Below are 25,796 nucleotides of genomic sequence, written 5' to 3'. Positions count from 1 at the left end.
GCCGGTTCGGCCGACGCGGAACTCCACTCACACGCGTAACGTTACGGGAGTAGACATGGGCGTTTTTGATCGGTTTTTTCGTCGTAAGGACGCGGTTGTGACCACGGAGGTCGCGGCGGAGGACCTGACGGCGGAGTCCGGTGCGGCCGAGGAGGCCGAGCCTGCTGCCGAGAAGTCTCCGGAGGCGGGAGTCGTGGAGATTCCGAAGCAGCTGGCGGCCCCGGTGGCCGCGGACAGCGAGACCGGCGAGGGCGCCCGCACGTAGTGACCGCCAACGGAAGGTGACCCATGGGCCTGCTGGACAATCTGAAGGCCAAGCTCGCTCCGGCGAAGGACAAGGTCGGCGGCCTCGCGCAGCAGCACGAGGGCCGGATCGGCGAGGGTCTGGACAAGGTGGCCAAGGCCGTGGACTCCAAGACCAAGGGCAAGTACAGCGGCCAGATCACGAGCGGGACGGGCAAGGCGAAGGACGCCCTGGGGAAGATCGCGCACAAGGACACCCCCGGCGGGCCGACGCCGCCGCCCGCCTCCTGACACGGCCGGGAACGGCGAAGGGGCGCGGGACCGGCAGCTGCCGGTCCCGCGCCCCTTCGCCGTTCCCGGGGCGGCCCCGCGGGCCCGTGCGCCGCTAGGACCAGGCGGCGACGAAGTACCCCACGCCGTAGGGCGCGTCCTCGTACAGCAGGCGCCCTTCCAGCCGTGCGCCCTCCGCGGCGGCCGCCAGCACCTGCCAGGGGGCCCGTCCGGCGGCCTGGAGTTCGGCCGCGAGAGCGGCGTCGATCCCGGCCAGCGCGGCCACGTCGGCGGTGCCCAGGGCGCGCCCGGCGGCGGCGTCGAAGGCGGCGGCGCGCTCGTCGAGGTAGCCCGGGGCCTTGAGCGTGCGGCAGGCGCTGCCGTCCCCGAGGACCAACATGGCCACGCGTTCGGCGGAACCTCCCAGATCCGCTCCGAGCAGGCCGCAGCCGCTCGGGGGGAGGTCCGTGGCGACGGCCACCCCGGCGACCGGGGCGGCCGCCCAGCCGGCCTGGCCGAGCAGCCAGCCGCCCACCGCCAGGGAGGCCGGGAGTGAGGTCCCGGTGGCATGGCCGCTCGGGGGTTCGCCCAGGCCGGGGCCCAGGGTGACGGTCAGGTCCACCCCGAACCCGGCGAAGCCGCCGGGGGTGCCCTGGTCGTATGCGCCGCCCTCGGCGGCGGCCCCGACCACGACCAGCAGGTCGGGCCGGGACGCGGTGAGCACCGCCAGCGCGTCGGAGCAGGCGGTGCGGACCGCGCCGAGTTCGGCGGCGGCCCCCGCGGCGACCTCCGGCACGAGCAGCGGCGGGGCGGGACAGACGGCAGCGGCTACGAGCATGATCCGCAGCCTAGCCGCAGGCGCGGAACCGCGTGCCGCTCAGGAGGAGGTGGGCACCGAGCAGCCGGAGGTGACGGCCGGCAGGGGCGCCGGGACGCCCAGCTTCGGGATCCCGAGCATGACGCCCGCCGGCTGCGCGGGAGCGGCGTTGCGCTTCTCCCAGGCGTCGCCCGCGCGGGTCCGGCGCACCGTCAGCGTCGGGCCCTCGGCCAGCAGGTGGTGCGGGGCCGCGTAGGTGATGTCCACGGTGACCACGTCACCGGGACGGACGTCCTCCTCCGGCTTCGTGAAGTGGACCAGGCGGTTGTCGGGGGCACGGCCGGAGAGGCGGTGCGTGGCGCCGTCCTTGCGGCCCTCGCCCTCCGCGACCATGACCTCCAGGGTGCGGCCGACCTGCTTCTTGTTCTCGTCCCAGGAGATCTCCTCCTGGAGGGCGACCAGGCGCATGTACCGCTCCTGGACGACCTCCTTGGGGATCTGCCCGTCCATGTCGGCCGCCGGGGTCCCGGGGCGCTTGGAGTACTGGAAGGTGAAGGCGTTCGCGAAGCGGGCCTCGCGCACCGCGTGCATCGTCTGCTGGAAGTCCTCCTCCGTCTCACCGGGGAAGCCCACGATGATGTCGGTGGAGATCGCGGCGTGCGGGATGGCGGCGCGGACCTTCTCGATGATGCCGAGGAAGCGCTCCTGCCGGTACGAGCGGCGCATCGCCCGCAGGATCGTGTCCGATCCGGACTGCATCGGCATGTGCAGCTGCGGCATCACGTTCGGGGTCTCGGCCATCGCAGCGATCACGTCGTCCGTGAAGTCGCGCGGGTGCGGGGAGGTGAAGCGGACCCGCTCCAGGCCCTCGATCTGGCCGCAGGCGCGCAGCAGCTTGGAGAAGGCCTCGCGGTCGCCCAGGTCCGAGCCGTACGCGTTCACGTTCTGGCCGAGCAGGGTGATCTCCGAGACGCCTTCGGCGACCAGGGCCTCCACCTCGGCGAGGATGTCGCCGGGGCGGCGGTCCTCCTCCTTGCCGCGCAGGGCCGGGACGATGCAGAAGGTGCAGGTGTTGTTGCAGCCGACGGAGATCGAGACCCAGGCGGCGTACGCGGACTCGCGGCGGGTCGGGAGCGTGGAGGGGAAGGCCTCCAGCGACTCGGCGATCTCGACCTGCGCCTCCTCCTGGATGCGGGCGCGCTCCAGCAGCACGGGCAGCTTGCCGATGTTGTGCGTACCGAAGACGACGTCGACCCAGGGGGCCCGCTTGACGATCGTGTCGCGGTCCTTCTGCGCGAGGCAGCCGCCGACGGCGATCTGCATGCCGGGGCGCTTCGTCTTCATCGGGGCCAGCCGGCCGAGGTTGCCGTACAGCTTGTTGTCGGCGTTCTCGCGGACCGCGCAGGTGTTGAAGACCACGACGTCGGCGTCGCCGTCGGCGCCCTCGGGCGCCCGGACGTAGCCGGCGTCCTCCAGCAGACCGGAGAGCCGCTCCGAGTCGTGCACGTTCATCTGGCACCCGTAGGTGCGCACCTCGTAGCTTCGCTTCACGTCCACTGCCTGGCTCCGGTCGCTGCTGGTCATGCAACAAGGGTAGGCGGTACCCGGTGGCCTTCCGGTCCCCCGTTCAGCCGACCCGGGGGAAGGCGGCGGCCGAAGAGGACGAGCAGCAGGTCCTGGGCTTCCCCGTACACGGGAGTTCCCTCGCCGTGGGTCCAGTCCAGGTCCTGCGCGCGCAGCTGGAGGCCGGTGAGGTCCGCGCCGAAGAACCGCAGGGACCGGGGGGTGACGGCGTCGAGGAGGAGCCGCAGCCGGTCCTCGGGGACGCGGCGCGGGTGGCCGAGGGCGACGGTGATGTCGAGGCCGTGGACCACGTCGTGGGCGAGGGCTCCGGTCGGGCCGGCGGCAGGCGGTTTCCAGGGGTGGCCGGCGTTCTCACGGAGCAGCGCGGCGAGCTCGCGCGCGGTGAAGGCGGCGGCGTCGCGGCGGGCCGTGCGGTCGGTCATCCGGTGCAGGCTGCCGCGGGCCCGCAGAAGTTCGGCGGCGAAGCCGGGGACGGTGGTGCGGAAGCCGAGCGACATGTGGGCGGCGACCTCGCGGACGCTCCAGCCCGCGCAGAGCGACGGGGAGTCCCACTGGTCCGGGGTGAGGCCGTCCAGTACGTCGGCCAGCTCGCGGCGTTCGGCGGCGACGGCCGCGGCGATCGCTGCGCGGCTCACGGTGGCGGGAGAGGAGGAGGTGGAACGGGCCGGGGGGCGGGGCGTCGACTGGTTCATGGCTTCAGGGTCGAGGCAGCCCTGTGCATAAGTCCAAGTCTTGGTTCTTCTGCGATCTAGAATCCATGGTTATGGAGCTGGCTCAGCTGCGCTATTTCGTGGCCGTCGTGGAAGAGGGCGGCTTCACGCGTGCCGGGGCCCGGCTGCACGTGTCACAACCCGGGGTGAGCTCGCAGGTCGCGCAGCTGGAGCGCGAGCTCGGGCAGCGGCTGCTCGACCGGTCGGGCCGGCGGGTGACCCCGACGGAGGCGGGCCGGGCGGTGCTCTCGTACGCGCGGGCCGCGCTGGCGGCGGTGGAGGGTGTGCGGCGGACGGCCGAGGAGTTCTCCGGCCTGCTGCGCGGGCGGGTGACCCTCGGGCTGGTCCCGGGGGCGGCCGGTGCGGTGGTGGACGGGTTCGATGTGGTGGAGGCGCTCGGGGACTTCCACGACGAGCACCCGGGGGTGGAGATCGCGCTCTGCGAGGACATCTCGGAGCGGATGCTGGCCGCGCTGCTGCGCGGGGAGCTGGACCTGGCGGTGGTCGGCCTCGCGGGGGAGCCGCCTGCGGGCGTCTCCTGCCAGGTGATGCTCGACGAGCCCCTGGTCGCCGCGGTACGGGCGGACGATCCGCTGATGGCGGCCGCCGTGAACGGCGGGATCCCGCTGACGGCGCTGCGCGGGCGGTCCCTGATCAGCCTGCCGCGCGGGACCGGGCTGCGCGGGGTGCTGGAGCGGGCGTGCGCTCAGGCGGGCTTCGCACCCCGGGTGGACTTCGAGGCGGCGGCACCCGCCGTGCTGGTCCGGCTGGCCGCGCGCGGCCTGGGAGTGGCGGTGGTGCCGTCCGGAGCGGAGTCGGGAGCCGGGGCCGGGGCACGGTCCGGCGACGGCGGAAGCGGGAGTGGCGTCGGCGACAGCGGTGGACTGCGCGCGCTGCGGATCACCGAGCCGGGGCTGTCCGGGCGGGTCGCGCTGGCCTGGCGCACGGACGGACCGCCCGGACCGGCCGCGCGCAAGCTGCTGGCGAGGCTCCGCTCGGGAGCCCCCGGACGACCCGCGCCGTGACAGGACGGCGGACGGGTGGCAGGATCGCGGCCATGCCTCTCGTACCGCCCCGGATCAGCAGGCGCCACGCCCTGCGGGTCCTGGTGGCCGTACTCGCCGTGCTCGGCGTCCTGACGTGGTGGCTGAAGCCCTTCGGGGAGCCGGAACTGCAGGGCGAGCTGACCTTCAGCACGGGCGCGCGGACCGGGGTCTACCACCGGTACGGCCAGCTCCTGGAGCAGGCGATCGGCCGGGACATGCCCGGGATGGACGTACGGCTGGAGACCAGCGAGGGGTCGCAGGAGAACCTGAAGCGGCTGGCCACCGGCGAGGCGGACTTCACCGTGGCGACGGCGGACGCGGTCGCCAAGTACCAGCTCGACAAGAAGCCCGGCGCGGACCGGCTGCGCGGGGTCGCCCGGCTCTACGACGACTACGTGCAGCTGGTGGTCCCGGCCGACTCACCGGTGCAGTCGGCCCGTGACCTGCGCGGCAAGCGTGTCGCGATCGGACAGCCGGGCTCCGGCGTACGGCTGGTCGCGGAGCGGCTGCTGAAGGCGGCCAAGATCGACCCGGTGCTCGACATCACCTCGGTGTCCATCGGCATCGACACCATGCCGGACGAGCTGGAAGCCGGGCGGCTCGACGCGTTCTTCTGGTCCGGCGGTCTGCCGACGAACGCGGTGCGCGAACTGTCGGAGCGCTTCGACATCCGGCTCGTGCAACTCGGCGACCTGGTGGAACAGCTGCAGGAGAGCGGCAGTCCGGCGCGCTACTACCGGACGGCAGTGATGCCGCAGGACGCCTACGCGCGGGCGCGCAACACCAGCTCGGTGTCGACCCTTGCCGTGCCGAACCTGCTGGTGACCACGGCGGCGTCCGACCCCCGGCTCACCGAGCAGCTGACGCGGACGGTGATCCTCAGCCGCGACCTCGTCGGGCGCCAGGTGCACGCGGCGCAGCTCGTGGACCTGCGCACGGCGATCTACACCGACCCGCTGGACCTGCACGAGGGCGCGCGCCGGTACTACCGGTCCGTCAAACCCTGAGGGTCCCGCGGCTCACGAGGAGGACGGCGGCGAAGGCAGCAGCATGGTCGCCGCCGCGGCCGCGCCGATCAGGCCCGCATGGGTGCCCAGCATCGCCGGCACCACCTGGATGTCCTTGACGAACGAGAGCGTGGCGTAGGACGCGAGGTGGCTGCGGATCGGGGCGAAGAGGGTGTCGCCCGCGGCGGCCACTCCCCCGCCGATGACCGCGATGTCCGTCTCCACGAGGGTCGCGGTGGCCGCGATGGCGGCGGCCAGGGCGCGGCCCGCCCGGTCGAAGGCGGCCAGGGCGATCGGATCGCCTCCGGCGGCGGCGACGGCCACGCCCGCTGCCGTGGCATCACGCCCGCCACCGCCCGCGCCGTGCAGACCCGGGGTTGTTCCGGCCGCGCCGGCCGTTGCGTCCGTACCCGCCGGGGTCCAGCCCTGTTCCAGGGCCCAGCGGGCGATCGCCGTCCCGGAGGCGATCGACTCGACGCACCCGTGGCCGCCGCACGCGCACGGTTCACCGTCGAAGGCCACGCTGATGTGGCCGATGTGCCCTGCGTTGCCGGTGGGGCCGGGGTGGAGCTGGTTGTTCAGGATCAGGCCGCCGCCCACGCCCGTGGAGACCACCATGCACAGGGCGTTCGCGTGGCCACGGGCCGCGCCCAGCCAGTGCTCGGCGGCGGTCATCGCCACCCCGTCTCCGGCCAGCACGGTCGGCAGGTCGGCCCCGCGCGCGGCGAGTTCCGCCGCGACCCGCTCCTGGACCGGGAAGTCCCTCCAGGCCCCGATGTTGACCGGGCTGACCGTGCCCCGGGAGGTGTCCACCGGGCCGGCACTGCCGATCCCGCAGCGGACCGCCGCGGTCCACAGCGGCGACTCGGAGAGGTCGGCGACGACCTGGGCGACCGCCTCCATGACACTGTCGGCATCGGCCCCGCGTGGGGTCGGGCGTCGGGTCGTGGCCGTCATCGTGCCGTCGGGGTGCACCAGCGCACCGGCGATCTTCGTCCCGCCGATGTCGATCGCCACGGTCGGTCCGGAGGCCGCTGCGGTGGCCCGCGGTGCGGGGAACGGGGCGCTGGGAATGATCACGGTGGCGGCTCCAGGAAGGTTTCAGGATTAAGTATGCGCCGGGGGCGGCGCCGTACTCTCACGCGGTTCCAGCCTCGGCCGCTCGCTGATCCGCACCCCGGGCGGGCTGCCCGCGAGGACGGCCAGGAGCTCCTCGGCGGCCAGTCGGCCGAAGCCGGCGGTGTCCCGGACGAGAGCGGTGAGCCGGGGGTGGGTGACCCGGCAGAGCGCGGAGTCGTCCCAGGCCACGATCGAGAGCCGGCCCGGGACGGGGATGCCCAGCCCGGCGGCGACCGCGCTCCCGGCGACGGCCATCACGTCGTTGTCGTAGACGAGCGCCGTGGGCGGGTCCGGCTCGGCGAGGACCCGCCGGGTGGCGGCCGCGCCCTCGGCGTCGGAGTAGTCGGTGACCACCGAGCGCACCTGGTCCGGGCCGAGTCCGCGACGTGCGGCCTCGTCCCGGAGCGACTCCATCCGGCGGACGGTGTGGGCGAGCCCGGGAAGCCCCGCGACGTGCACGATCCGCCGGTGGCCCAGCCCGTACAGGTGCTCCAGGACCTGCGCCATGGCGCCGGCGTCGTCGGCCCGGACCGAGGACGGGGCCGAGGAAGCAACCCCGGAAGGAGCCGGGGAAGGAGCCGAGGAGGGGGCCAAGGAGGGGGCCGCGCAAGCGCCTCCCCGGTCCCCGGGCCCGGCGGGCGCGCCTCCGTCGGCGCCGCCGGGTGGCAGGGCCTCGCCGATGGTGACCGCGGGCAGGGCCAGTGCCTCCAGGAGCGCCGGTCGCGGGTCGCTCGTACGCGGGTCGACGACGAGGACGCCGTCCACCCGTCGCTCGGCCCACCAGCGGCGGTAGACCGCGCATTCGGCGTCGATGTCCTCGACGACCTGGAACAGCAGGGCGGTCCGGGCGGCGGAGAGGACCTCCTGGATTCCGGAGACGAGCTGGAGGAAGAAGGACTCGACGCCGAGCGTGTGCGCGGGCCGGGCGAGGACCAGCCCGACGGCGCCGGAGCGTTCGCCGGACAGGGCCCGGGCCGCACTGTTGGGCTGCCAGCCGAGTTCCTCGGCGACCCGCCGGATCCGGGCCCGGGTGTCCTGCGAGACGCCCGGCCGGTCGTTGAGCGCGAAGGAGACGGCGCTCTCCGACACTCCGGCCTGCCGGGCGATGTCCTTGATCGTGGGTCTGCGGGCCATGGCCTGCCTCATTCGTCCTTCGGGTGCGTCACACGTGGCGGAATACGGACGGCAATGGCCGGACCGTACGCGATCCTGCCCTGACAGGCCGATTTCATGACGATCCTGTGGGCTCCGGGAGAGGAATCGAGCGGCGGCAGCGGCTCGAACTCCCCCTCGGCCACGCCGTCCACCGCAACGCACGGGCCGTCGACGGCCACGTCCCGCCCGGAGCCCCGCGGCCGTGCGCCCCGCACCGCCGGGCGTGCGTGCCACCGACCGGGATCCCGCCCGTGCGCTGCGCGTACGAGGCTTCGCGCCCGCCCACCCCGGCCGGCGGCCCGGCGGCCTCCAGGCGGCCCGAGGCGGTAACGGCCCGGGCGTGTTTTCCCGCCCACCCGGCGTGCACCCGGGCCGGCGGGTCCCCGACGCCGGTGGGGTCGCGGCCGCGGCCCCGGAGTGCGGCCGGCCACGCCGCAGCGACGACCACCGGGCCGAGGCCGCCGTGACCGCCGTGACCGCCGTGACCGCCGTGACCGAAAATACCGCTGCACATTTCCACGCACGTCCTTGCGGCCCGCTGACAACTAAAGCGCATTAGTTTCCACAGGGTCTTCCGCCCAGAACCCTTGTGTCAACTGGACTGAAGCGCATAAGTGCCCGACTCGGAGGCCCTGTTGACTTTCCCCACCCGCACCGGCAGGTTGTGCCGCATCCGGTGAATTCCCCGAGGACTCCAGGACGCCCCGTGCCCGATGACGCGCTCCGCTTCGGCGCCAACTACACGCCGGCCCGCGGCTGGTTCCACCACTGGCTGGACTTCGATCCCGACGAGGTGCGGGCCGACCTCGACTCGATCGCCGCGCTCGGGCTGGACCACATCCGCGTGTTCCCGCTGTGGCCGGTCTTCCAGCCGAACCGGGCGCTGATCCGGCCGCGCGCCGTCGAGCAGCTCGTGGCGCTCGCCGACGCGGCGGCCGAGCGCGGGCTCGACGTCAACGTGGACGGCCTGCAAGGCCACTTGTCGAGCTTCGACTTCCTGCCCGCCTGGACCCGGACCTGGCACCGGCGCAGCATCTTCACCGACCCGGACGTGGTCGCCGGGCAGGAGGAGTACCTGCGCACGCTCGCCTCGGCCCTCGCCGACCGGCCGAACTTCCTGGGCATGACGGTCGGCAACGAGATCAACCAGTTCTCCGGCGCCCCGCACCCCGACCCCGACCGGATCACCCCGGACCAGGCGGCCCGCTGGCTGGAGCGGATGCTCGCCGCCTGCGAGGAGGGGGCCCCGGGGCGGCTGCACCTGCATGCCGAGTACGACGCGGCCTGGTACCAGGACGGGCACCCCTTCACCCCGGCCCACGCGGCCCGGCTGGGCCGGGCCACCGCGGTGCACTCCTGGGTGTTCAACGGCACCGCGCAGCGGCACGGCCGGGGCGGGACGGCGACCGAGCACCACGCCGCGTACCTGATCGAGCTCTCCAAGGCCTGGGCCCTGGACCCGCACCGCCCCGTGTGGCTCCAGGAGGTCGGGGCCCCGGCGCCGCTTATCCCGCCGGAGCACGCGGCGCGGTTCACCGAGGCCACCGTCGCGAACGCCCTGGACTGCCCGGACGTGTGGGGCGTGACCTGGTGGTGTTCACACGACGTGTCCCGGGATCTCGCGGACTTCCCGGAGCTGGAGTACGGCCTCGGCCTGCTCACCAACGACCGCCGGACCAAGCCGGCGGGCGCCGCCATCGCCCGGATCGCGGCGCGGTGGCGGGGCCGCGCGCACCGCCCGGCCCCGCGGTCCACCGCGCTCGCCGTGGACGTCGGTGGGGACGCGGGCGAGGCCGTGTGCCCCGGCGCAGGCACGGCGGCAGGGCCTCCGGGGCGTTCGGTGTGCGCGCCGGGCGGCGCGTTCTTCGAGGCCTGGGTCTCGCTGACGGCCCAGGGGGTGCGCCCGGCGGTGGTGCTCGCGGAGCGCGCCGCGGACGCCGCGCATCTGGCCGCCCGCGGCATCACCGAGGTACTGCACGTGCGCGACGTGACCTGACCCGGCCCGAGCCGACCCGGGCTGACCGATCCGGCCCGACCCGGCCTGACCCACCGGACCGGACCAGACCGGTCCGGACCAGACCGGACCAGACCGGACCGGACCGGACCGGACCGGACCGAGCGTTCCCCCGATCCCCCGATCCCCTCGTGAGGAGCCCCGCATGCCCGAGACCGACAACGGCACCGATCCCCGTACGCCGCCCGCCGCCGCGCTACGGCCGACCCGGCGCAGGGTGCTGGCCACCGGGGCCGGGGCCGCCGCGGTGCTGGGCCTGGCGGGCCGCGCCCGGGCCGACGCCGCGCCCGCGCCCTTACCGGCAGCGGCGCCCGCCGCGGCACCGGCCGACCTGGCCCCGTACGCCTCGTACTGGTTCCCGGACTCCCTCCCGTCAGGAACCCCCGGCCCCGGGATCGTGTGGCGCTCGCTCAGCCGGTGGACCCCCGAGAGCGATCCCGATCTGGCCCACAACACCTCGACCGTGCCTCTGGCGGAACGATTCACCCCGGTCCCCGCGAACCGGGACGCCCGCGTCGGCCAGGCCCGCGTCTCCTCGCTGGTCTCCTTCGGGCCCACGGCCGGGAACCCTTCCCAGGGCTCATCGACCGCCGACCACTACGCGCTCACGCACTGGGCGTACATCGACGAGCTCGTCTTCTGGGGCGGCTCCGCCGGCGAGGGCATCGTGCTCGCGCCGAACGCGCCCGTGGTCGACGCCGCCCACCGCAACGGGGTCCGGGTGCTGGGCAACGTGTTCCTGCCGCCCGTCGCCTACGGCGGCGACCTGCGGTGGACCCGCGACCTGGTGCAACGGGACTCCCTCGGCCGCTTCCCGATCGCCGACAAGCTCGTCCAGGTGGCGCGGACCCACGGCTTCGACGGCTGGTTCGTGAACGCCGAGACCGACGGCGGAGACAGTGCGCTCGCCACCCGGATGCGGGAGTTCCTGCGCGCCCTGCGGGCGGCCGGCGAGCCCCACGGCCTGCGCACCACCTGGTACGACGCCATGAACACCACCGGGCGGGTGGGCTGGCAGGGCGCCCTCAACCCGCTCAACCAGGAGTTCTTCGAGGACCGGTCCGGGAAGGTCTCGGACACGATGTTCGTGGACTTCCGCTGGACCCCGGACACCCTGGCCGCCTCGGGCGCGCTCGCCGACCGCCTCGGCCGCTCCCGCCACGAGCTGTGGGCCGCCGTGGACACCGAGTCCCACGGCTGGGACTCCGCCGTCGACTGGGACGCGATCGTCCCGCGCGGCCGGGACCACGTCGTCAGCTACGGCTTCTACCGGCCCGAGTGGACCCGCAACCACCTCGGCGACCGCTCCCCCGGAACCTTCCACCGCGCCGACGACCGGTTCTGGACGGGCGAGTCGCTGGACCCGGCCCACCCCGCGCCCGGCACCCGCTGGCGGGCCCCCGCCACGGTCGTCGCCGACCGGTCCACCGTCACCGCCCTCCCGTTCGCCTGCTCCTTCAACACCGGGCACGGGCTGCGCTGGTACGAGGGCGGCAGGGTCGTCTCGGACACGCCGTGGAACCACCTCGGGCTCCAGGACCGGCTCCCCGGCCGCCGCTGGGCGGTGGACACCGCCGGGGTGCGCCCCTCGGTCACGCTGGACTTCGCGGACGCCTGGCGCGGCGGCTCCAGCCTGCTGGTCGAGGGCGCTCCGACCGCACCCGTGATCATCGGACTGCACTCCACGCGGCTGCCGCTGACCCGCGGGTCGGTCCTGGAGCTGGTGCACGCCACGGGCTCGGCGGAGCCGGTCGCGGTGGAGCTCGGCGTGGCCGTCCGCGAGCCGTCGGGCCCCGGTGAGCCCGTCCCGTACACCTGGCTGGCGGGCCGGACCCGGCACAGCGGGCAGGGCTGGCGCACGACGCGGGCCGGGCTGGCGGCACTGGCGGGCAGCACCGCGTACGGCCTGGCCGTACGGATCACCGCGCCCGGGAAGACGCCGGTGGTGTGGCGGATCGGCGCCGTGTCGGTACACGACGAGCCCCGCACCCGGCGCCCGGCACCGCCCGCGGCACCGGTCGTGGACGCCTCGGCCCGGCAGGACGGCCGGGCCTGGCTGCGCCTGTCCTGGCGGGCGGCGGACGGTCCCGGCGGCCGGCCGCGCCACCACGAGGTGTGGCGGATCCTGCCCGACGGTACGCGGCGCTTCCTCGGGGGCACTTGCGGCACCGCCCTGTACCTGCCCGCCGTCCCGCGCGCCGGACGGGAGCGGGCGGCGGCCTTCGAGGTGCGGGCCGTCGACGAGCTGTACACGGTGTCCGAGCCGGCCCGCGTCACGCTGCCCTGGTAACCGGCGGCAGCCACAGGGGAAGAGTCGGACGGGGCCGTCCCGCCCGGCAGGATCCGCAAGGGACGGACTAGCCCGCCGCGCCCTGGGGGGCGGTGCGCGGGACGGCCACCGTCACCCGCAGCCCGTGCGGCGGGTTCTTCTCGTAGGAGAGGGACCCGCCGCCCGCGGCGAGCAGCGCACGGGAGATCGACAGGCCGAGCCCGGAGCCCTTGACGTTCTGGTGGCGGCCGCTGCGCCAGAACCGGTCGCCGACGCGGAGCAGCTCGTCCTCGGTGAGGCCGGGGCCCCGGTCGGCGACGACCACGCGGACGGAGCGCCCCTCGGTGGAGACGGAGACCTCGACCTCCTCGCCCGTGGGGGTGAACTTGAGGGCGTTGTCGATGACCGCGTCGAGCGCGCTGGACAGGGCGATGGGGTCGGCCCAGCCGGTGACGGCGGTCCGGCCCGTCCCGGTGAGGCGCACGCCCTTCTCCTCGGCGTAGGGGCGCCATGCGGCGACCCGCTCCGCGGTCAGGGCCCCGATGTCGGTGAGGCTGATCTCGGCGGAGGCGTGCTCGGCCAGCGCCAGGTCCAGCAGGTCGTCGAGGACCTGGGTCAGGCGCTTGCCCTCGGTGCGCACGGAGGCGATCTCCTCGTTCCCCTCGGGCAGTTCGAGGGCGAGCAGCTCGATCCGCAGGAGGAGCGCCGCGAGCGGGTTGCGCAGCTGGTGGGAGGCGTCGGCGACGAACGCGCGCTGCTGTTCGAGGACCTCTTCGACGTTGTCGGCCATCTCGTTGAAGGAGTGGGCCAGGCGTTGGAGTTCCGGGGGCCCGCCGGCGGCGGCGACGCGCGAGTTCATCCGTCCGGTGGCGATGCCGTGGGCGGCCGCGTCCAGGGTCCGGACGGGCTTGAGCACCCAGCTGGTGAGCTTGAGGGCGGCGCCGAAGGCGACGAGCATGGCGGCGGCGAGCCCGCCGGCGATCAGCAGCCAGCCCCTCAGGATCCGGGCGCGCATCTGGTCGGTCGGTGATTCGGTGGCGACGACCGCGACCACGTCGCCGTCGAGGACGACCGGGGAGACGACGAGGAGTTTGCCGTCGGTCTGCCAGGGCCACACCTGCGGGGGATCATGGCTGCGCCGGCCGGCCAGCGCCTCCGAGAAGGCCCGGCGGCCCTCGCCCGATTCCGGGAGCTGCCACCAGCCCGGGGACCGGGCCAGGGCGTTGTAGTCACGGCGGAAGACACCGACGCGGATTCCGTACAGGGACTGGTAGCGGGCGAGTTCGAGCCCGAGGGCGTCCCGGCGCTCGTCGGCCCCGGTGGCCCCCGAGCCCTCGGCGTCGATGAAGAACTGTGCGAGGGCGGCGAAGCGGGCGCTGTCGTCGATCCGGTCGACCACCACCCGCTGCTGCTGGCCGGCGGCCAGGCTCACCGCGAGCGGGAAGCCGAGGGCGAGCAGCGTGCCCGCCATCAGGATGACGAGCAGCGGGAGCAGACGGGCACGCACGGCGGAGGGCCCCTAGGGAGCGGCCGGGGCGACGAGCCGGTAGCCCACCCCTCGGACGGTCTCGATGAGGGCGGGCATGCGCAGCTTGGAGCGCAGCGAGGCGACGTGGACCTCCAGGGTGCGCCCGGTCCCCTCCCAGCTGGTGCGCCACACCTCGCTGATGATCTGCTCGCGGCGGAAGACGACGCCCGGCCGCTGCGCGAGCAGGGCCAGCAGGTCGAACTCCTTGCGGGTGAGGGGCACGTCGGCGCCGTCCACGCTGACCCGGCGGGTGGGCAGCTCGATGCTGACGGGGCCGAGGCGGACCGTGGCGGGCGCGCCGGTGCCGGGGGCGGAGGCCTCCTCGGCGGCGCCGGTGCGCCGGGCGACGGCGTGGATCCGGGCGAGGAGCTCGCCGGTGTCGTAGGGCTTGACGACGTAGTCGTCGGCGCCCATGTTGAGTCCGTGGATGCGGGAGCGCACGTCGGCCCGGGCGGTCACCATGATCACAGGTGTGGCGGTGCGCTTGCGGATCTTGCCGCACACCTCGTAGCCGTCCTGGTCGGGCAGACCGAGGTCGAGCAGGATCACGCCGTAGGGCTGCGGGCAGGCCGGGGCGCCTGCGAGGAGGAGTGCCTGCAGGGCCTCCTCACCGTTGCGGGCGTGGGTGACCTGGAAGCCGTGGCGGGCGAGGATCGCGGACAGGGCTGCCGCGACGTGATCGTCGTCCTCGACGAGCAGCAGTCTCATGTCGTCCCCCTCTCCTCTTCTCTCGCTCTGGCTCCACCACGCATGGTCACACGCGGGGCCGCACGAAGGGCCACCATGCATCCACGCCGATGCGGAGTCCCACGTCAAGGGGGTCCCGCCGCGGCGCGCCTTCCGTTATGCACCCGGTACGCGGGCATGATCGACCAGGCCGGTGACGCGCACGGAGCGTATCCGGAAGAGGCCGGATCGTTATCCTCAATTCTCGCTCAGATGTGATGACGTTGTGCGCGTCACGTCACTACTGTCCTCCCAACCGAGGAGGACGGAGCAAGAAGCCGATGAGCGGAGTATCAGTGACCAAGGACGTGCAGGACGCGGCCGGTGCCGCAGACGACCTGGTCGTACTGAGCAACGTCAACAAGCACTTCGGCGCGCTGCACGTGCTTCAGGACATCGATCTGAGCATTGCCCGCGGTGAGGTGGTCGTGGTGATCGGTCCCTCGGGATCGGGCAAGTCCACGCTGTGCAGGACCATCAACCGGCTGGAAACCATCGACTCGGGCACCATCACGCTCGACGGCAAGGAACTGCCCTCCGAGGGCAGGGAACTGGCCCGTCTGCGGGCCGACGTCGGCATGGTGTTCCAGTCGTTCAACCTCTTCGCACACAAGACGGTGCTGCAGAACGTCATGCTGGGCCAGCTGAAGGTCCGCAAGACCGACCAGGCCGCGGCACGCGAGAAGGCGCTGTCCCTGCTGGAGCGGGTGGGTGTCGGCACCCAGGCGGACAAGTACCCGGCGCAGCTCTCCGGTGGTCAGCAGCAGCGCGTGGCGATCGCCCGGGCGCTGGCCATGGAGCCGAAGGTGATGCTCTTCGACGAGCCGACCTCGGCGCTGGACCCGGAGATGATCAACGAGGTGCTGGAGGTCATGCAGCAGCTCGCCCGCGAGGGGATGACCATGGTGGTCGTCACGCACGAGATGGGCTTCGCCCGCTCGGCGGCCAACCGGGTCGTCTTCATGGCCGACGGAAAGATCGTCGAAGAGGCCACCCCCGAGCAGTTCTTCAGCAACCCGCGCAGTGATCGGGCGAAGGACTTCCTGTCGAAGATCCTGCACCACTGAGGATCGCGTCTGGTAGTCATCCGTATGCGGATCGCCGCCGGATCGTTCCTGTCGGCCGCGTGGGCGCCGTAAGCCTCGCTCGTCGTTCAACAACGTCTCATCCGAGGGAAGTTCATCATGAAGATCTCCAAGGCCGCTGCGGCCGCGGCCATCGCCGTCGCCCTTTCCCTGACCGCGACCGCCTGTGGCGGCAGCAAGCAGGACGCCGCCAGTGACGGTGGTGCGTCCGGTGGCGCCAAGGACAAGCTCGTCGTCGGCATCAAGTACGACCAGCCCGGTCTGGGTCTGAAGACCCCGGACGGCAAGTTCACCGGCTTCGACGTGGACGTCGCGACGTACGTCGCCAAGGAGCTCGGCTACCAGCCCGACCAGATCGAGTTCAAGCAGGCCCCCAGCGCCGAGCGCGAGAACCTGATCTCGAACGGTGACGTGAAGTTCGTCGTCGCGACGTACTCGATCAACGACAAGCGCAAGGAGAAGGTCGACTTCGCCGGCCCGTACTTCCTCGCGCACCAGGACCTGCTGGTCCGCGCCGACGACACGAGCATCACCAAGGCCGAGGACCTGAACAAGAAGAAGCTCTGCTCGGTCACCGGCTCCACGTCGGCGCAGAACGTCAAGACCAAGCTGGCCCCCGAGGCCGACCTGCTGGAGCAGGGTGGCTACTCCGAGTGCCTCACCGGCCTGGAGAACAAGGCCGTCGACGCCCTGACCACGGACAACTCGATCCTGGCGGGCTACGCGGCGCAGGAGAAGAACAAGGGCAAGTTCAAGCTGGTCGGGCTGAGCCTGAGCAACGAGAACTACGGCATCGGTCTGAAGAAGGGCGACAAGGAGCTCCAGACCAAGATCAACGCCGCGCTGAAGAAGATGGTCGAGGACGGCAGCTGGCAGAAGGCCGTGGACAAGAACCTCGGTCCGGCCAACTTCAAGAGCGAGCCTGCCCCGCAGATCACCGAAGGCAGCTGATTCATCGGTGAGGAGCGTCGCCGCCCGCCTGCCGCGGGCGGCGGCGCACCTCACCGGCCATCCTGGGGAGAGCGCAGGGCATCGTGTTCGATTTTCTTGATTCCGGGCAGTACGACGTGCTCGGAGCCTTCTGGGTGACGGTTCAGCTCACCCTCTACTCGGCGGCCGGATCCCTGATCTGGGGTACCGCCCTGGCCGGGATGCGGGTCAGCCCGGTCCCGCTGCTGCGGGGCTTCGGCACCGCCTACGTCAACCTGGTGCGCAACACACCGCTGACGTTGCTGATCATCGGCTGCTCGCTGGGACTCAACCAGACCCTCGGCATCGCCCTGGGCGGCAGCACGTTCAAGGAGATCGGCTTCCGGCTCGCGGTCCTCGGATTCATCGCCTACACCGGCACCTTCGTCTGCGAGGCCCTGCGCTCCGGCATCAACACCGTGCCCGTCGGCCAGGCCGAGGCGGCCCGCGCGCTGGGACTGAGCTTCTTCCAGGTGCTCACCCTGATCGTGCTCCCCCAGGCTTTCCGGGCGGTCGTCGCACCGCTCGCCAACGTACTGATCGCGCTCACCAAGAACACCACGGTGGCGGCGGCCATCGGCGTGGCCGAGGCGGCCCTGCTGATGAAGGAAATGCTCGAGAACGAGCCGCAGGCGCTCTTCGCGGTCTTCGCGGTCTTCGCCCTCGGTTTCGTCCTTCTGACCCTGCCCACCGGTCTTCTGCTGGGCTGGGTCGCCAAGCGAGTGGCGGTGAAGCGATGAGCTCCGTGCTGTACGACACCCCCGGCCCCAAGGCCAAGGTGCGCAACTGGATCTACAGCGGGATCTTCGTCGTGCTGTTCGGCCTCGTCATGTGGTGGGCGCTGTCCCTCATGGGCGAGAAGGGCCAGCTCGACGCCGACAAGTGGACGCCGTTCGTCACCGACAGCCAGGTGTGGACCACGTACCTGCTGCCGGGCCTGCTGGAGACGCTCAAGGCCGGCGCCCTGTCCATGCTGATCGCCCTGCCGCTCGGTGCGCTGCTGGGCATCGGCCGGCTGTCGGACCACGCGTGGGTGCGGGGGCCGGTCGGCGCGTGGGTGGAGTTCTTCCGTGCCATCCCGGTGCTGATGCTGATGCTGTTCGGCAACGCGCTGATGGCGCCGCGGTTCCTGGACGTGCCCTCCGACACCCGGCCCTTCTGGGCCGTGGTCACGGGCCTGGTCCTCTACAACTCGGCCGTCATCGCCGAGATCGTCCGGGCGGGCGTGCAGTCCCTGCCCCACGGCCAGTCCGACGCGGCCAAGGCGATCGGCATGCGCAAGGGCCAGACGATGCTCTACGTGCTGATCCCGCAGGCCGTGACGGCGATGCTGCCGGCCCTGGTCAGCCAGCTCGTGGTGATCCTCAAGGACACCGCGATCGGCGGCGCCCTGCTGGGCTTCGCGGAACTGCTCTCGGCGAACCGGCAGATCTCGGCCAACTACAGCAACACCATCCCGACCCTCGTCGTGATCGCGCTGATCTACATCGCCGTGAACTTCGCCCTCACCTCGTCCGCCTCCCTGCTGGAAGGCCGGCTGCGGAAGTCGAAGAAGAGCACCGGAGCGGTGGTCGGCGTGAACGATGTCAACGACATGGCCACCGGCGCGAACTCGGGCGGGATCTGACGGTCCCCCCGATCCGGGAAGCCCTTGCCGGCCGGCGTACGGCCAGTCGTATTGCGTAGCCTGTGTGGTGCGGCGGAACTCATCCGCCGCACCACACCGCGTTGTACCGGCCGATCGGTCCGCCGACCGGCTCCTCCTCCCTCTTCCCAGCGGATACCGACCGGCCGACCGGTGTCACTTGACGCGGGCACCTACAGTGGGTTGCATACGTTCTGTGATCACATACCGGACATCGGGAGCCGCGCCATGGACCCGGTGATCGTCGTCGGCGCGGGACCCGTCGGGCTGTCCCTGTCGCTCGCCCTGGCGGGTGCGGGCGTGCCCTCCGTCGTGCTCGACGAGGGGCCCGGCAAGGAGGACGTCCGCCCGGCCCGTACCGTCGTCCTGCACGCCGAAACGGCGGCCATGGCGCACCGGCTGGGCTGTACGACGCTGCGCGACGAGGGGGCGTACTTCGCCGCCTGGCGCACGATGCGCCGGAGCCGTCCCGACCGGCGGATCACCTTCGAGGACCACCCGGCGCCGCTGCACGTGCCGCAGCACGCGCTGACGCGCGGACTGCGCGACGCCGCCACGGCCCACCCGCTCGTCCAGCTGGTCACCGACAGCAAACTGGACGCCTTGGAGCAGGACGGCCGGGGCGTCACCGCGCACACCCGGGGCGCCGAGACCACCTGGTGGCGCGGGAGTCATCTGGTCGGCTGCGACGGCGCCCGCTCCACCGTGCGCAAGCTGCTCGGCATCCGCTTCCCCGGCAGCACCGCCGTGGAGCGGCACGCCGTGGCCGCGCTGCGCACCGAACTGCCCTGGCCCGGCGAGGCCTTGCTGCACCGCAGCCCGCCGCAGGAGGTCACCTCGCGGCCACTGCCCGACGGGGTGTGGCGGCTGGACTGGCTGCTCCCGCCCCACGGGGAGCTCGTGACCCCCGACGCGCTGGTGACCCTGATCCGCGACACGCTCGCGGGGTGGTGCGGCGGGACGACACCCCCGTACGACCTCATCGACACCGGGGTCCACACCCTGCACCACCGCCTCGCCCGCCGCTGGCGCGACGGCCGCGCGTTCCTCGCCGGAGACGCCGCCCACCTGCTCGGCGCACTCGGCACCCAGGGCGTGGAGGAGGGGCTCCGGGACGCCGAGAACCTGGCGTGGAAGCTCTCCCTGGCCTGGCACCACGGGGCCTCCGAGGCCCTGCTCGACAGCTACGAGGGCGAACGGCGCACCGCGGTCGCCTCCCGGCTGCGCGCGGCCGACCAGGCGATGCCGTCGCTGCGGGCCGGGGGCGGCCTGCGCACCTACCTCCCCGGCGCCGCGCGCTCCGCCCAGTCCCTGCTCACCGACGGCCACCTGGGGCGCGGGCCGCTGGGCGCGGAACCCACCTACGCCCCGCCGGTCGCCGTCCGGGAGGTGCCGACGGCCACGGAGCCGGGCGGCCCGGTGGCGAACGTCCCGGTGACCGCCCCCGACGGGGCGACCGTGCCGCTGCGGGACCTGCTCGGGCAGGGCCGACTCCTGGTGGTCCTGGTGGCTCCCGGCACCGGAGTCTGGGACCGGCGGCACTGGCTCGGTGCCGGTCTGATGCCCCGTCTCGCGGCGGCGGTCAGCGCCCTCCCGGTCCGCACCGACCTGCTGGTCGCGGACAGCTACCCGGGGGCTCCGGCGCACACCGTGCTGCTGGTGCGGCCTGACGGGCACCTCGCGGCGACCTTCGCGGGGGTCCGCCCGGCGGAGCTGTACGAGGCGGCGGACACGGTACGGGCCGGCCTGCCCGCGTCCCGGGTACCGGCGCCCGCGACGACACCGGCACCGGCGCCGACACCGACCGCGGTGATCGATTGACCGTTTCCGGGACTCCGTGGTTCACTCGCGGAATGACCGGCAACGACGTACGCCTGTGGCGGAGGGTCCATATGGACCTGCTCCGCTACGCGGGCTGCGTGTGTCGCCCTTCCTGCTGATTCGCCCTTTCCTCCGCGCGCCCCGTGCCGTCCACCGGCCTGCGCGCACCTCCGCGAACCCAGGAACGGTCTCCTTTCATGTCTGCACCCGTATCCGCACCCCCGTACGCCCCGGAGTCCAGCCCGGTGGCCGGGGGCCCGACGGCCGCCGAACTCCTCGACTTCGCCCTCCGCACGGCGGCCGACCCCGCGATCGTGGCCTCGCTGCCGCTCGATCCCGAGGGCCGCACCTGGATCCGGCTGGACGGGCCGGGCGGCAGCGAGGCGTGGCTGATCGGCTGGCCGCCGGGCACCGGCACCGGCTGGCACGACCACGCCGAATCCCGGGGCGCGTTCGCCACCGCCCGGGGCCGGCTCACCGAGCACTCGCTGGCCGTACGGCTGCCCTCCGAGGGCTGGAAGTCCCTGGAACTGGCCCCGGACGTCGACCGCCACCGCACCCTGGCCGCAGGCTCGGGGCGCGCCTTCCGGGAGCACCACGTGCACGAGGTCCTCAACGAGTCGCAGTCCGAGCACGCGGTCTCCGTGCACGCCTACTACCCGCCGCTCCCGCTGATCCGCCGCTACAGCCGCAGCGGCCCGGTGCTCAGCCTGGAGCACGTCGAGCGTCCGGCGGACTGGCAGTGAGCGCCCCGGTCGGCATCGACGAGCTGCTGGAGCGGGTCCGCGCGGGCTACACCCGGGTGACGGCGCAGGAGGCGTACGCCGCTTCCCGCGCCGGGGCCCTCCTCGTCGACATCCGCTACCAGGCGCTGCGCGAACGGGACGGTCTGATCCCCGGCGCGCTGGTGGTCGAGCGCAACGAGCTGGAGTGGCGCCTGGATCCGCAGGGCAGCCACCGCGCGGCGCAGGCCACGAGCCACGACCTCCAGGTGGTGGTGATCTGCAACGAGGGCTACGCGTCCAGCCTCGCCGCGGCCTCGCTGCACGCCTTGGGCCTCCATCGCGCGACGGACCTGACGGGCGGCTTCCAGGCCTGGAAGTCGGCGGGCCTGCCCGTCACCCCCACCGGTTCCGGCCCCGCCGGCGGGTGAGACCCGGGGGCCTTGTGCCGGGAGGCCGGGGTGCCGTTGTCGGCTGCGGCCGGCAACGGCCCCGCATCCACGACAGCCCCGCATGCACGACGGCCCCGCATGCACGACAGCCCCGGGACCGATCCGCTCCGGCGGCACGGTCCCGGGGCCCGGCCCCTGTACGGGGCTCTACCCCTTCGCCGTCGCGACGGCCACCGGCGCCACCCGCAACGCCACCCGCCCCGGGAGGGACGTGGCCGCCAACGCCAGTACCCCGGCCACCCCCACCACCACCGCGTAGGCCACCGGCAGCACCGCGGGCGCCGCCGCCCCCGTCATGCCCACGCTGAACGCGGTCAGCACCGCCAGCGCGATCCCCGACCCCAGCGCGGTCCCGATCAGGAGCACCGCCAGCGCCTCCGCCCGCAGCATCCGCAGCACCTGCCGGCGCTCGGCTCCCGCCAGCCGCAGCATCGCGAACTCCCGGAACCGCTCGGCGGTGGACATCGCGAGCGTGTTGACCACCGCGATCGCGGTGAAGGCCAGCACCAGCCCCATCGCCAGCAGGTTGATCTCCGCCCCGGCGTCCTGCCGCTCCGCCCGGGCCGCGTCGGCGTCCGCCGCGGTCAGCACCCGTACGCCCGGGAACCCCGCCACCGCCGCGGCCAGTTGCTCCCGGCCGGTCCCCGCATCCGGTCCCGTCGCCACGAGTACGCTGCGGGCCAGCGGATTGTCCGCGTGCGCGGCCACCAGCCGGTGCGGCAGCGTCAGATCGCCGAAGCCGAGCCCTCGTGCGTACACGGCCGAGACGGTCAGCGTGACCGGGGTGCCGTCCCCCAGCGTCAGCTTCAGCGGGCTCCCGGGCCTCAGGCCCAGCTGGTCGGCGGCGAGTTCGCTCACCGCGGCGTTCTCCTCGCCGAAGCCGTCCAGGCTGCCGCCGGTGACCTCGGGGTCCCAGGTACGGGTCAGCCCGGCCGGGGTCACGCCCTGCGCGGCGTACTTCGTCAGACCCACCCGTACGGAGCTGTGCACGATCTCGGTGGCCGCCGTGACCCCGGGGGTCCGCCGGATCCGCTCGGCGGCCTCCCGCGTGACTCCGGGGCCCTGCGCGGCCAGGACCCACTGGGCCCGGATCCCGTCGCGGGCCTGGGCCCGGGCGGCGTCGCCGAGCGTCGGGGTGATGAACAGCACGGTGCAGGTCATCCCGATCAGCAGCGCGAGCGGGGTGACGGCGGAGGCCATGCGCGTGGCGTTCCCGCGCAGGTTGGCGGTGGCCAGGTGGCCACCCGGGCCGGTGAGCCGCAGCGGTCCCGCGAGCAGCGTGGTGGCGGCTCGTACGAGCAGCGGGCCGAGCAGCGAGACCGCCCCGGCCAGTACCACGACGGCGAGGAAGGTGACCGGGGTGGAGGCCGGCTCGGTGCGCAGCGAGCCGAGGACGACGACCAGCACCGCGCCGCCCGCCAGCAGCAGCACGCCGAGCACACTGCGGATCCAGCGGGGGCGCCCCCGCTCGACGGCGGCTTCGGCGAGCGCCTCGGCCGGGCGGATCCGGGCGATCCGGCGGCCGGTGATCCGGGCCGCGGCCCAGGCTCCGAGCAGGCTGGCGGCGACGGCCGCGAGCATGGGGAAGATGCCTGCGGTGCGCTCCAGGGTGGCGGGGACGACCCCGCTGTCGACGAACCGGCCGTGCAGCCAGGCGGCGAGCGGCAGTCCGGCGAGTGCGCCGGTGACGCCGGCGGCCAGGCCGACGAGCAGTGCCTCCCGGCCGATCATGCGCCGTAGCTGCTTGGGCGTGGCGGCGATGGCGCGCAGCAGGGCGAGTTCGCGGTAGCGCTGCTGGACGGAGAGCGCGAAGGTGCCGACGACGACGAGGATCGCGACGAGCAGCGAGGTGCCGCCCATCGCACCGCCCATGGAGACCAGCTTGATGCGGGCGCCGGCGGCGTCGAGGAACTCGACGGGGCCGCGCTCGTCGCCCGTGGCGACCTGGGCGGTGGTGCCCCGCAGCGCCTGCTCGACCCGGGCGGCGAGTTCGGTGGTGCCGACGCCCGGCGCGGGCAGTACTCCGATGGCGCTGACCTGTCCGTCGCGGGCGGCGAGCCGCCGGGCCTCGTCGTCGCCGAAGAAGAGGGCGCTCTGCCGCGCGAGGTCGCCCCGGTCCGTTTTCGCGACCCCGCTGACCCGGTACGTCCGGGGTTCGCCGGTGGACTGCACGGCGAGCTCGGAGCCGGGCTTCAGTCCGGCGCGGGCGGCCAGCGCGCGGTCGACGACGACCTCGCCGCCGCCCTGGGGGGCGCGGCCTTCGGTGAGGGTGAAGGGGGTCAGCACGGCGGAGGTCCAGGCGTGCCCGTACGAGGGCAGTGCCTCGCCCGCGGCCTCGACCAGGGGGACGGCCTGGAAGGTGAGCTCGGGGACGGCCCGTTCGACGCCGGGCACGGCGCGGACCGCGTCCACGGTGGCGGCGGGGAGCCAGGCCCGCTCGGCGACGGGCTTGGCCTTGTGCTTGGTCTTGGTCCGTCCGCCCTTCTTCTCCTTGACCGTGGTCTCGTGGACGTTCTGGTCGGCGGAGACGAGGACCGGCGTGGCCGCGTAGCGCTCGGTCCGGATCTTTCCGCGGAGTCCCGTTTCCAGGAGTGTCCCGCAGGCGGTGACGAGGGCGGCCGCGCACAGCAGTGCGACGAAGGCGCCGAGGAATCCGGCTTTGCGGTCCCTGACGGTCTGAAGGGCGTAACGCAGCATCATGCGGCCAACTCTGCCGCCGTGCCCGGCGCCTGACACTGGCGTACCCCGGCGTCCGGTCCCGGGGGATACCCCCACCCCGGGCCCGCCGGTTCACTCCCCCGGGTACCCGAGGTCGTCGGCGTCCTCGCCCTCCGTCTCCAGGGCGCGGCGCACCACCCGCAGGGCCATGCCCTCCGGGTATCCCTTGCGGGCGAGCATCCCGGCGAGGCGCCGGATCCGCTTGTCCCGCTCCAGGCCCCGGGTGGAGCGGAGCTTGCGTTCCACGAGTTCCCGGGCGGTCTGTTCCTCCTGGTCGGAGTCCAGCAGCTCCAGGGCCTCCTCCACGAGGGTGGCGTGCACCCCCTTGGTCCGGAGCTCCTGGGCCAGCGCCCGGCGCGCCAGGCCCCTGCCGCGGTGCCGGGACTCGACCCAGGCACCGGCGAAGGCGGCGTCGTCGATCAGGCCCACCTCCTCGTACCGGGAGAGGACCTGCTGCGACACCTCCTCGGGGATGCCCCGCTTGTGCAGGGCGTCCGCGAGCTGGCGCCGGGTACGCGGGCTCCCGGTGAGCAGGCGCAGACAGATCGCCCGCGCCTGCTCCTCGGGGCTCTGGGGCGGCAGCTCCGGACGGCCTTCTCGGCCGCCCCGGCGCTCGCCGCCCCCTTCCTGCTCCCGCACGGGTCAGCTCTTGGCCACGGCGGCCTTGGCCGTCGTCTTGGCCTTCGTTGCCGGGGCGGGCACGGCGGTGGCCGCGGCGTCGGTCGCGTCCGTACCGGCCTCGGCTGCGGCTGCGGCGTCCTTGCGGACACCCACGCCCAGCTTCTCCTTGATCTTCCGCTCGATCTCGTTGGCGAGGTCGGGGTTGTCCTTCAGGAAGTTGCGGGCGTTCTCCTTGCCCTGGCCGAGCTGGTCGCCCTCGTACGTGTACCAGGCGCCGGCCTTGCGGATGAAACCGTGCTCCACGCCCATGTCGATCAGGCCGCCCTCGCGGCTGATGCCCTGGCCGTAGAGGATGTCGAACTCGGCCTGCTTGAACGGGGGCGCGACCTTGTTCTTGACGACCTTGCAGCGGGTGCGGTTACCGACCGCCTCCGTGCCGTCCTTCAGGGTCTCGATGCGGCGGATGTCGATGCGCACCGAGGCGTAGAACTTCAGCGCGCGGCCACCGGTGGTGGTCTCGGGCGAGCCGAACATCACACCGATCTTCTCGCGGAGCTGGTTGATGAAGATCGCGGTGGTCTTGGACTGGTTGAGCGCACCGGTGATCTTCCGGAGCGCCTGGCTCATCAGTCGGGCCTGGAGGCCGACGTGCGAGTCGCCCATCTCGCCCTCGATCTCCGCGCGCGGCACGAGGGCCGCCACGGAGTCGATGACGATCAGGTCGAGGGCACCGGAGCGGACCAGCATGTCCACGATCTCCAGCGCCTGCTCGCCGGTGTCCGGCTGCGACAGGATGAGGTTGTCGGTGTCGACGCCGAGGGCCTTGGCGTACTCGGGGTCGAGCGCGTGCTCGGCGTCCACGAAGGCGACGGTGCCGCCGGCCTTCTGCGCGTTGGCGACGGCGTGCAGGGTCAGGGTCGTCTTACCGGAGGACTCCGGACCGTACACCTCGATCACACGGCCGCGGGGCAGCCCGCCGACGCCGAGGGCGATGTCCAGCGCGGTCGACCCGGTGGGGATGACCTCGATGGGGTCGTTCGGCTTGTCGCCGAGGCGCATGACCGCACCCTTGCCGAATTGCCGTTCAATCTGTGCGAGAGCGGCGTCGAGAGCCTTCTCGCGGTCGGTGCCTGCCATGGGTTCCACCCGGTTTGCTTGAGTCGATCGCTTCACGTCACTGACGCTAATGCCTGCCACTGACAATGCGCCTCCACGAGCGTTTCGGCTGTGGATAACTCATCAGAATGGATGTTCGATTTCCCTGTCAAGCTCGCC

General features: G+C 73.2%; 24 protein-coding genes. 14 read left to right on the top strand and 10 right to left on the bottom strand.

Translation table 11 applies throughout. The annotated features are described in order from the left end of the window. Positions 1–97: 97 nt before the first annotated feature. Entirely contained in the window at positions 98–265 is a 168-nt protein-coding gene (locus DEJ51_RS24930) for a gliding motility protein (RefSeq protein WP_223835952.1), read from the top strand. A gap of 23 nt (positions 266–288) precedes the next feature. Next, a complete protein-coding gene (locus DEJ51_RS24925) occupies positions 289–534 on the top strand; it encodes an antitoxin (RefSeq protein WP_150259848.1) in 246 nt (81 codons plus the stop codon). A gap of 94 nt (positions 535–628) precedes the next feature. Here DEJ51_RS24925 and DEJ51_RS24920 read toward each other — a convergent pair whose 3' ends face one another. The 3 genes from DEJ51_RS24920 to DEJ51_RS24910 are packed head-to-tail and all read right to left on the bottom strand — an operon-like array spanning position 629 to position 3,606. Beyond that, positions 629–1,351, bottom strand: coding sequence for a hypothetical protein (locus DEJ51_RS24920; protein WP_150259847.1), 723 nt, complete (start codon positions 1,349–1,351; stop codon positions 629–631). Between the two features lie 39 nt (positions 1,352–1,390). Beyond that, a complete protein-coding gene (miaB, locus tag DEJ51_RS24915) occupies positions 1,391–2,914 on the bottom strand; it encodes a tRNA (N6-isopentenyl adenosine(37)-C2)-methylthiotransferase MiaB (protein ID WP_150259846.1) in 1,524 nt (507 codons plus the stop codon). Next, complete coding sequence (locus DEJ51_RS24910) at positions 2,911–3,606, bottom strand: maleylpyruvate isomerase family mycothiol-dependent enzyme (protein WP_150259845.1); 696 nt, start codon at positions 3,604–3,606, stop codon at positions 2,911–2,913. The genes miaB and DEJ51_RS24910 overlap by 4 nt, the downstream gene beginning before the upstream one ends. Positions 3,607–3,677: 71 nt before the next feature. Here DEJ51_RS24910 and DEJ51_RS24905 point away from each other — a divergent pair, with 71 nt between their 5' ends. Further along, entirely contained in the window at positions 3,678–4,649 is a 972-nt protein-coding gene (locus DEJ51_RS24905; protein WP_150259844.1) for a LysR family transcriptional regulator, read from the top strand. A 32-nt stretch (positions 4,650–4,681) separates the two neighbouring features. Continuing rightward, positions 4,682–5,677 carry a TAXI family TRAP transporter solute-binding subunit gene (locus DEJ51_RS24900; RefSeq protein WP_150259843.1) on the top strand — a complete coding sequence of 332 codons (996 nt, stop codon included), beginning with the start codon at positions 4,682–4,684 and terminating at the stop codon, positions 5,675–5,677. Between the two features lie 12 nt (positions 5,678–5,689). On the opposite strand, the gene DEJ51_RS24895 is transcribed toward DEJ51_RS24900, so the two are convergent. After that, on the bottom strand, positions 5,690–6,751 hold the full coding sequence (locus tag DEJ51_RS24895; protein ID WP_223836213.1) for an ROK family protein: 1,062 nt from the start codon (positions 6,749–6,751) through the stop codon (positions 5,690–5,692). 33 nt (positions 6,752–6,784) lie between these two features. Continuing rightward, on the bottom strand, positions 6,785–7,930 hold the full coding sequence (locus tag DEJ51_RS24890) for a LacI family DNA-binding transcriptional regulator (RefSeq protein WP_190620609.1): 1,146 nt from the start codon (positions 7,928–7,930) through the stop codon (positions 6,785–6,787). Positions 7,931–8,657: 727 nt separating this feature from the next. On the opposite strand from DEJ51_RS24890, the gene DEJ51_RS24885 reads away from it, so the two are divergent. Both DEJ51_RS24885 and DEJ51_RS24880 read left to right on the top strand, forming a co-directional pair. Then, positions 8,658–9,947, top strand: coding sequence for a glycoside hydrolase 5 family protein (locus DEJ51_RS24885; protein ID WP_150259841.1), 1,290 nt, complete (start codon positions 8,658–8,660; stop codon positions 9,945–9,947). A 163-nt stretch (positions 9,948–10,110) separates the two neighbouring features. Next, positions 10,111–12,255, top strand: coding sequence for an endo-beta-N-acetylglucosaminidase (locus DEJ51_RS24880; protein ID WP_150259840.1), 2,145 nt, complete (start codon positions 10,111–10,113; stop codon positions 12,253–12,255). 67 nt (positions 12,256–12,322) lie between these two features. On the opposite strand, the gene DEJ51_RS24875 is transcribed toward DEJ51_RS24880, so the two are convergent. Both DEJ51_RS24875 and DEJ51_RS24870 read right to left on the bottom strand, forming a co-directional pair. Continuing rightward, entirely contained in the window at positions 12,323–13,741 is a 1,419-nt protein-coding gene (locus DEJ51_RS24875) for a sensor histidine kinase (RefSeq protein WP_150259839.1), read from the bottom strand. 12 nt (positions 13,742–13,753) lie between these two features. Then, positions 13,754–14,470, bottom strand: coding sequence for a response regulator transcription factor (locus tag DEJ51_RS24870; RefSeq protein ID WP_150259838.1), 717 nt, complete (start codon positions 14,468–14,470; stop codon positions 13,754–13,756). Between the two features lie 299 nt (positions 14,471–14,769). Here DEJ51_RS24870 and DEJ51_RS24865 point away from each other — a divergent pair, with 299 nt between their 5' ends. The 8 genes from DEJ51_RS24865 to DEJ51_RS24835 all read left to right on the top strand — a co-directional run bounded on the left by DEJ51_RS24865 (position 14,770) and on the right by DEJ51_RS24835 (position 21,161). Then, entirely contained in the window at positions 14,770–15,555 is a 786-nt protein-coding gene (locus DEJ51_RS24865; RefSeq protein ID WP_150259837.1) for an amino acid ABC transporter ATP-binding protein, read from the top strand. 117 nt (positions 15,556–15,672) lie between these two features. After that, complete coding sequence (locus tag DEJ51_RS24860) at positions 15,673–16,524, top strand: glutamate ABC transporter substrate-binding protein (protein ID WP_150259836.1); 852 nt, start codon at positions 15,673–15,675, stop codon at positions 16,522–16,524. 83 nt (positions 16,525–16,607) lie between these two features. Then, entirely contained in the window at positions 16,608–17,282 is a 675-nt protein-coding gene (locus DEJ51_RS24855; protein ID WP_150259835.1) for an amino acid ABC transporter permease, read from the top strand. After that, complete coding sequence (locus tag DEJ51_RS24850) at positions 17,279–18,169, top strand: amino acid ABC transporter permease (protein ID WP_150259834.1); 891 nt, start codon at positions 17,279–17,281, stop codon at positions 18,167–18,169. Before DEJ51_RS24855 ends, DEJ51_RS24850 begins: the two co-directional genes overlap by 4 nt. A gap of 246 nt (positions 18,170–18,415) precedes the next feature. Beyond that, positions 18,416–20,008 carry an FAD-dependent oxidoreductase gene (locus DEJ51_RS24845; RefSeq protein ID WP_150259833.1) on the top strand — a complete coding sequence of 531 codons (1,593 nt, stop codon included), beginning with the start codon at positions 18,416–18,418 and terminating at the stop codon, positions 20,006–20,008. Between the two features lie 32 nt (positions 20,009–20,040). Continuing rightward, a complete protein-coding gene (locus DEJ51_RS35865) occupies positions 20,041–20,127 on the top strand; it encodes a putative leader peptide (protein ID WP_311318651.1) in 87 nt (28 codons plus the stop codon). Positions 20,128–20,205: 78 nt separating this feature from the next. Then, positions 20,206–20,754, top strand: coding sequence for a cysteine dioxygenase (locus DEJ51_RS24840; RefSeq protein ID WP_150259832.1), 549 nt, complete (start codon positions 20,206–20,208; stop codon positions 20,752–20,754). Next, positions 20,751–21,161: a rhodanese-like domain-containing protein gene (locus DEJ51_RS24835; protein ID WP_317852418.1), complete on the top strand. Its 411-nt coding sequence runs from the start codon at positions 20,751–20,753 to the stop codon at positions 21,159–21,161. The genes DEJ51_RS24840 and DEJ51_RS24835 overlap by 4 nt, the downstream gene beginning before the upstream one ends. A 168-nt stretch (positions 21,162–21,329) precedes the next feature. Here the strand turns inward: DEJ51_RS24835 and DEJ51_RS24830 are convergent, their stop codons facing one another. From DEJ51_RS24830 to recA, 3 genes are all read right to left on the bottom strand, one after another. Continuing rightward, entirely contained in the window at positions 21,330–23,882 is a 2,553-nt protein-coding gene (locus DEJ51_RS24830; RefSeq protein WP_150259831.1) for an FtsX-like permease family protein, read from the bottom strand. Positions 23,883–23,972: 90 nt separating this feature from the next. Then, complete coding sequence (gene recX / locus DEJ51_RS24825) at positions 23,973–24,539, bottom strand: recombination regulator RecX (RefSeq protein ID WP_150259830.1); 567 nt, start codon at positions 24,537–24,539, stop codon at positions 23,973–23,975. A 3-nt stretch (positions 24,540–24,542) separates the two neighbouring features. Further along, entirely contained in the window at positions 24,543–25,658 is a 1,116-nt protein-coding gene (recA, locus tag DEJ51_RS24820) for a recombinase RecA (protein WP_150259829.1), read from the bottom strand. Positions 25,659–25,796 lie beyond the last annotated feature (138 nt).

Origin of the sequence: Streptomyces venezuelae, assembly GCF_008642275.1 — a bacterium.
Classification (GTDB): Bacteria; Actinomycetota; Actinomycetes; order Streptomycetales; family Streptomycetaceae; genus Streptomyces; species Streptomyces venezuelae_E.
This window is presented reverse-complemented; position numbering and strand designations above follow the sequence as displayed.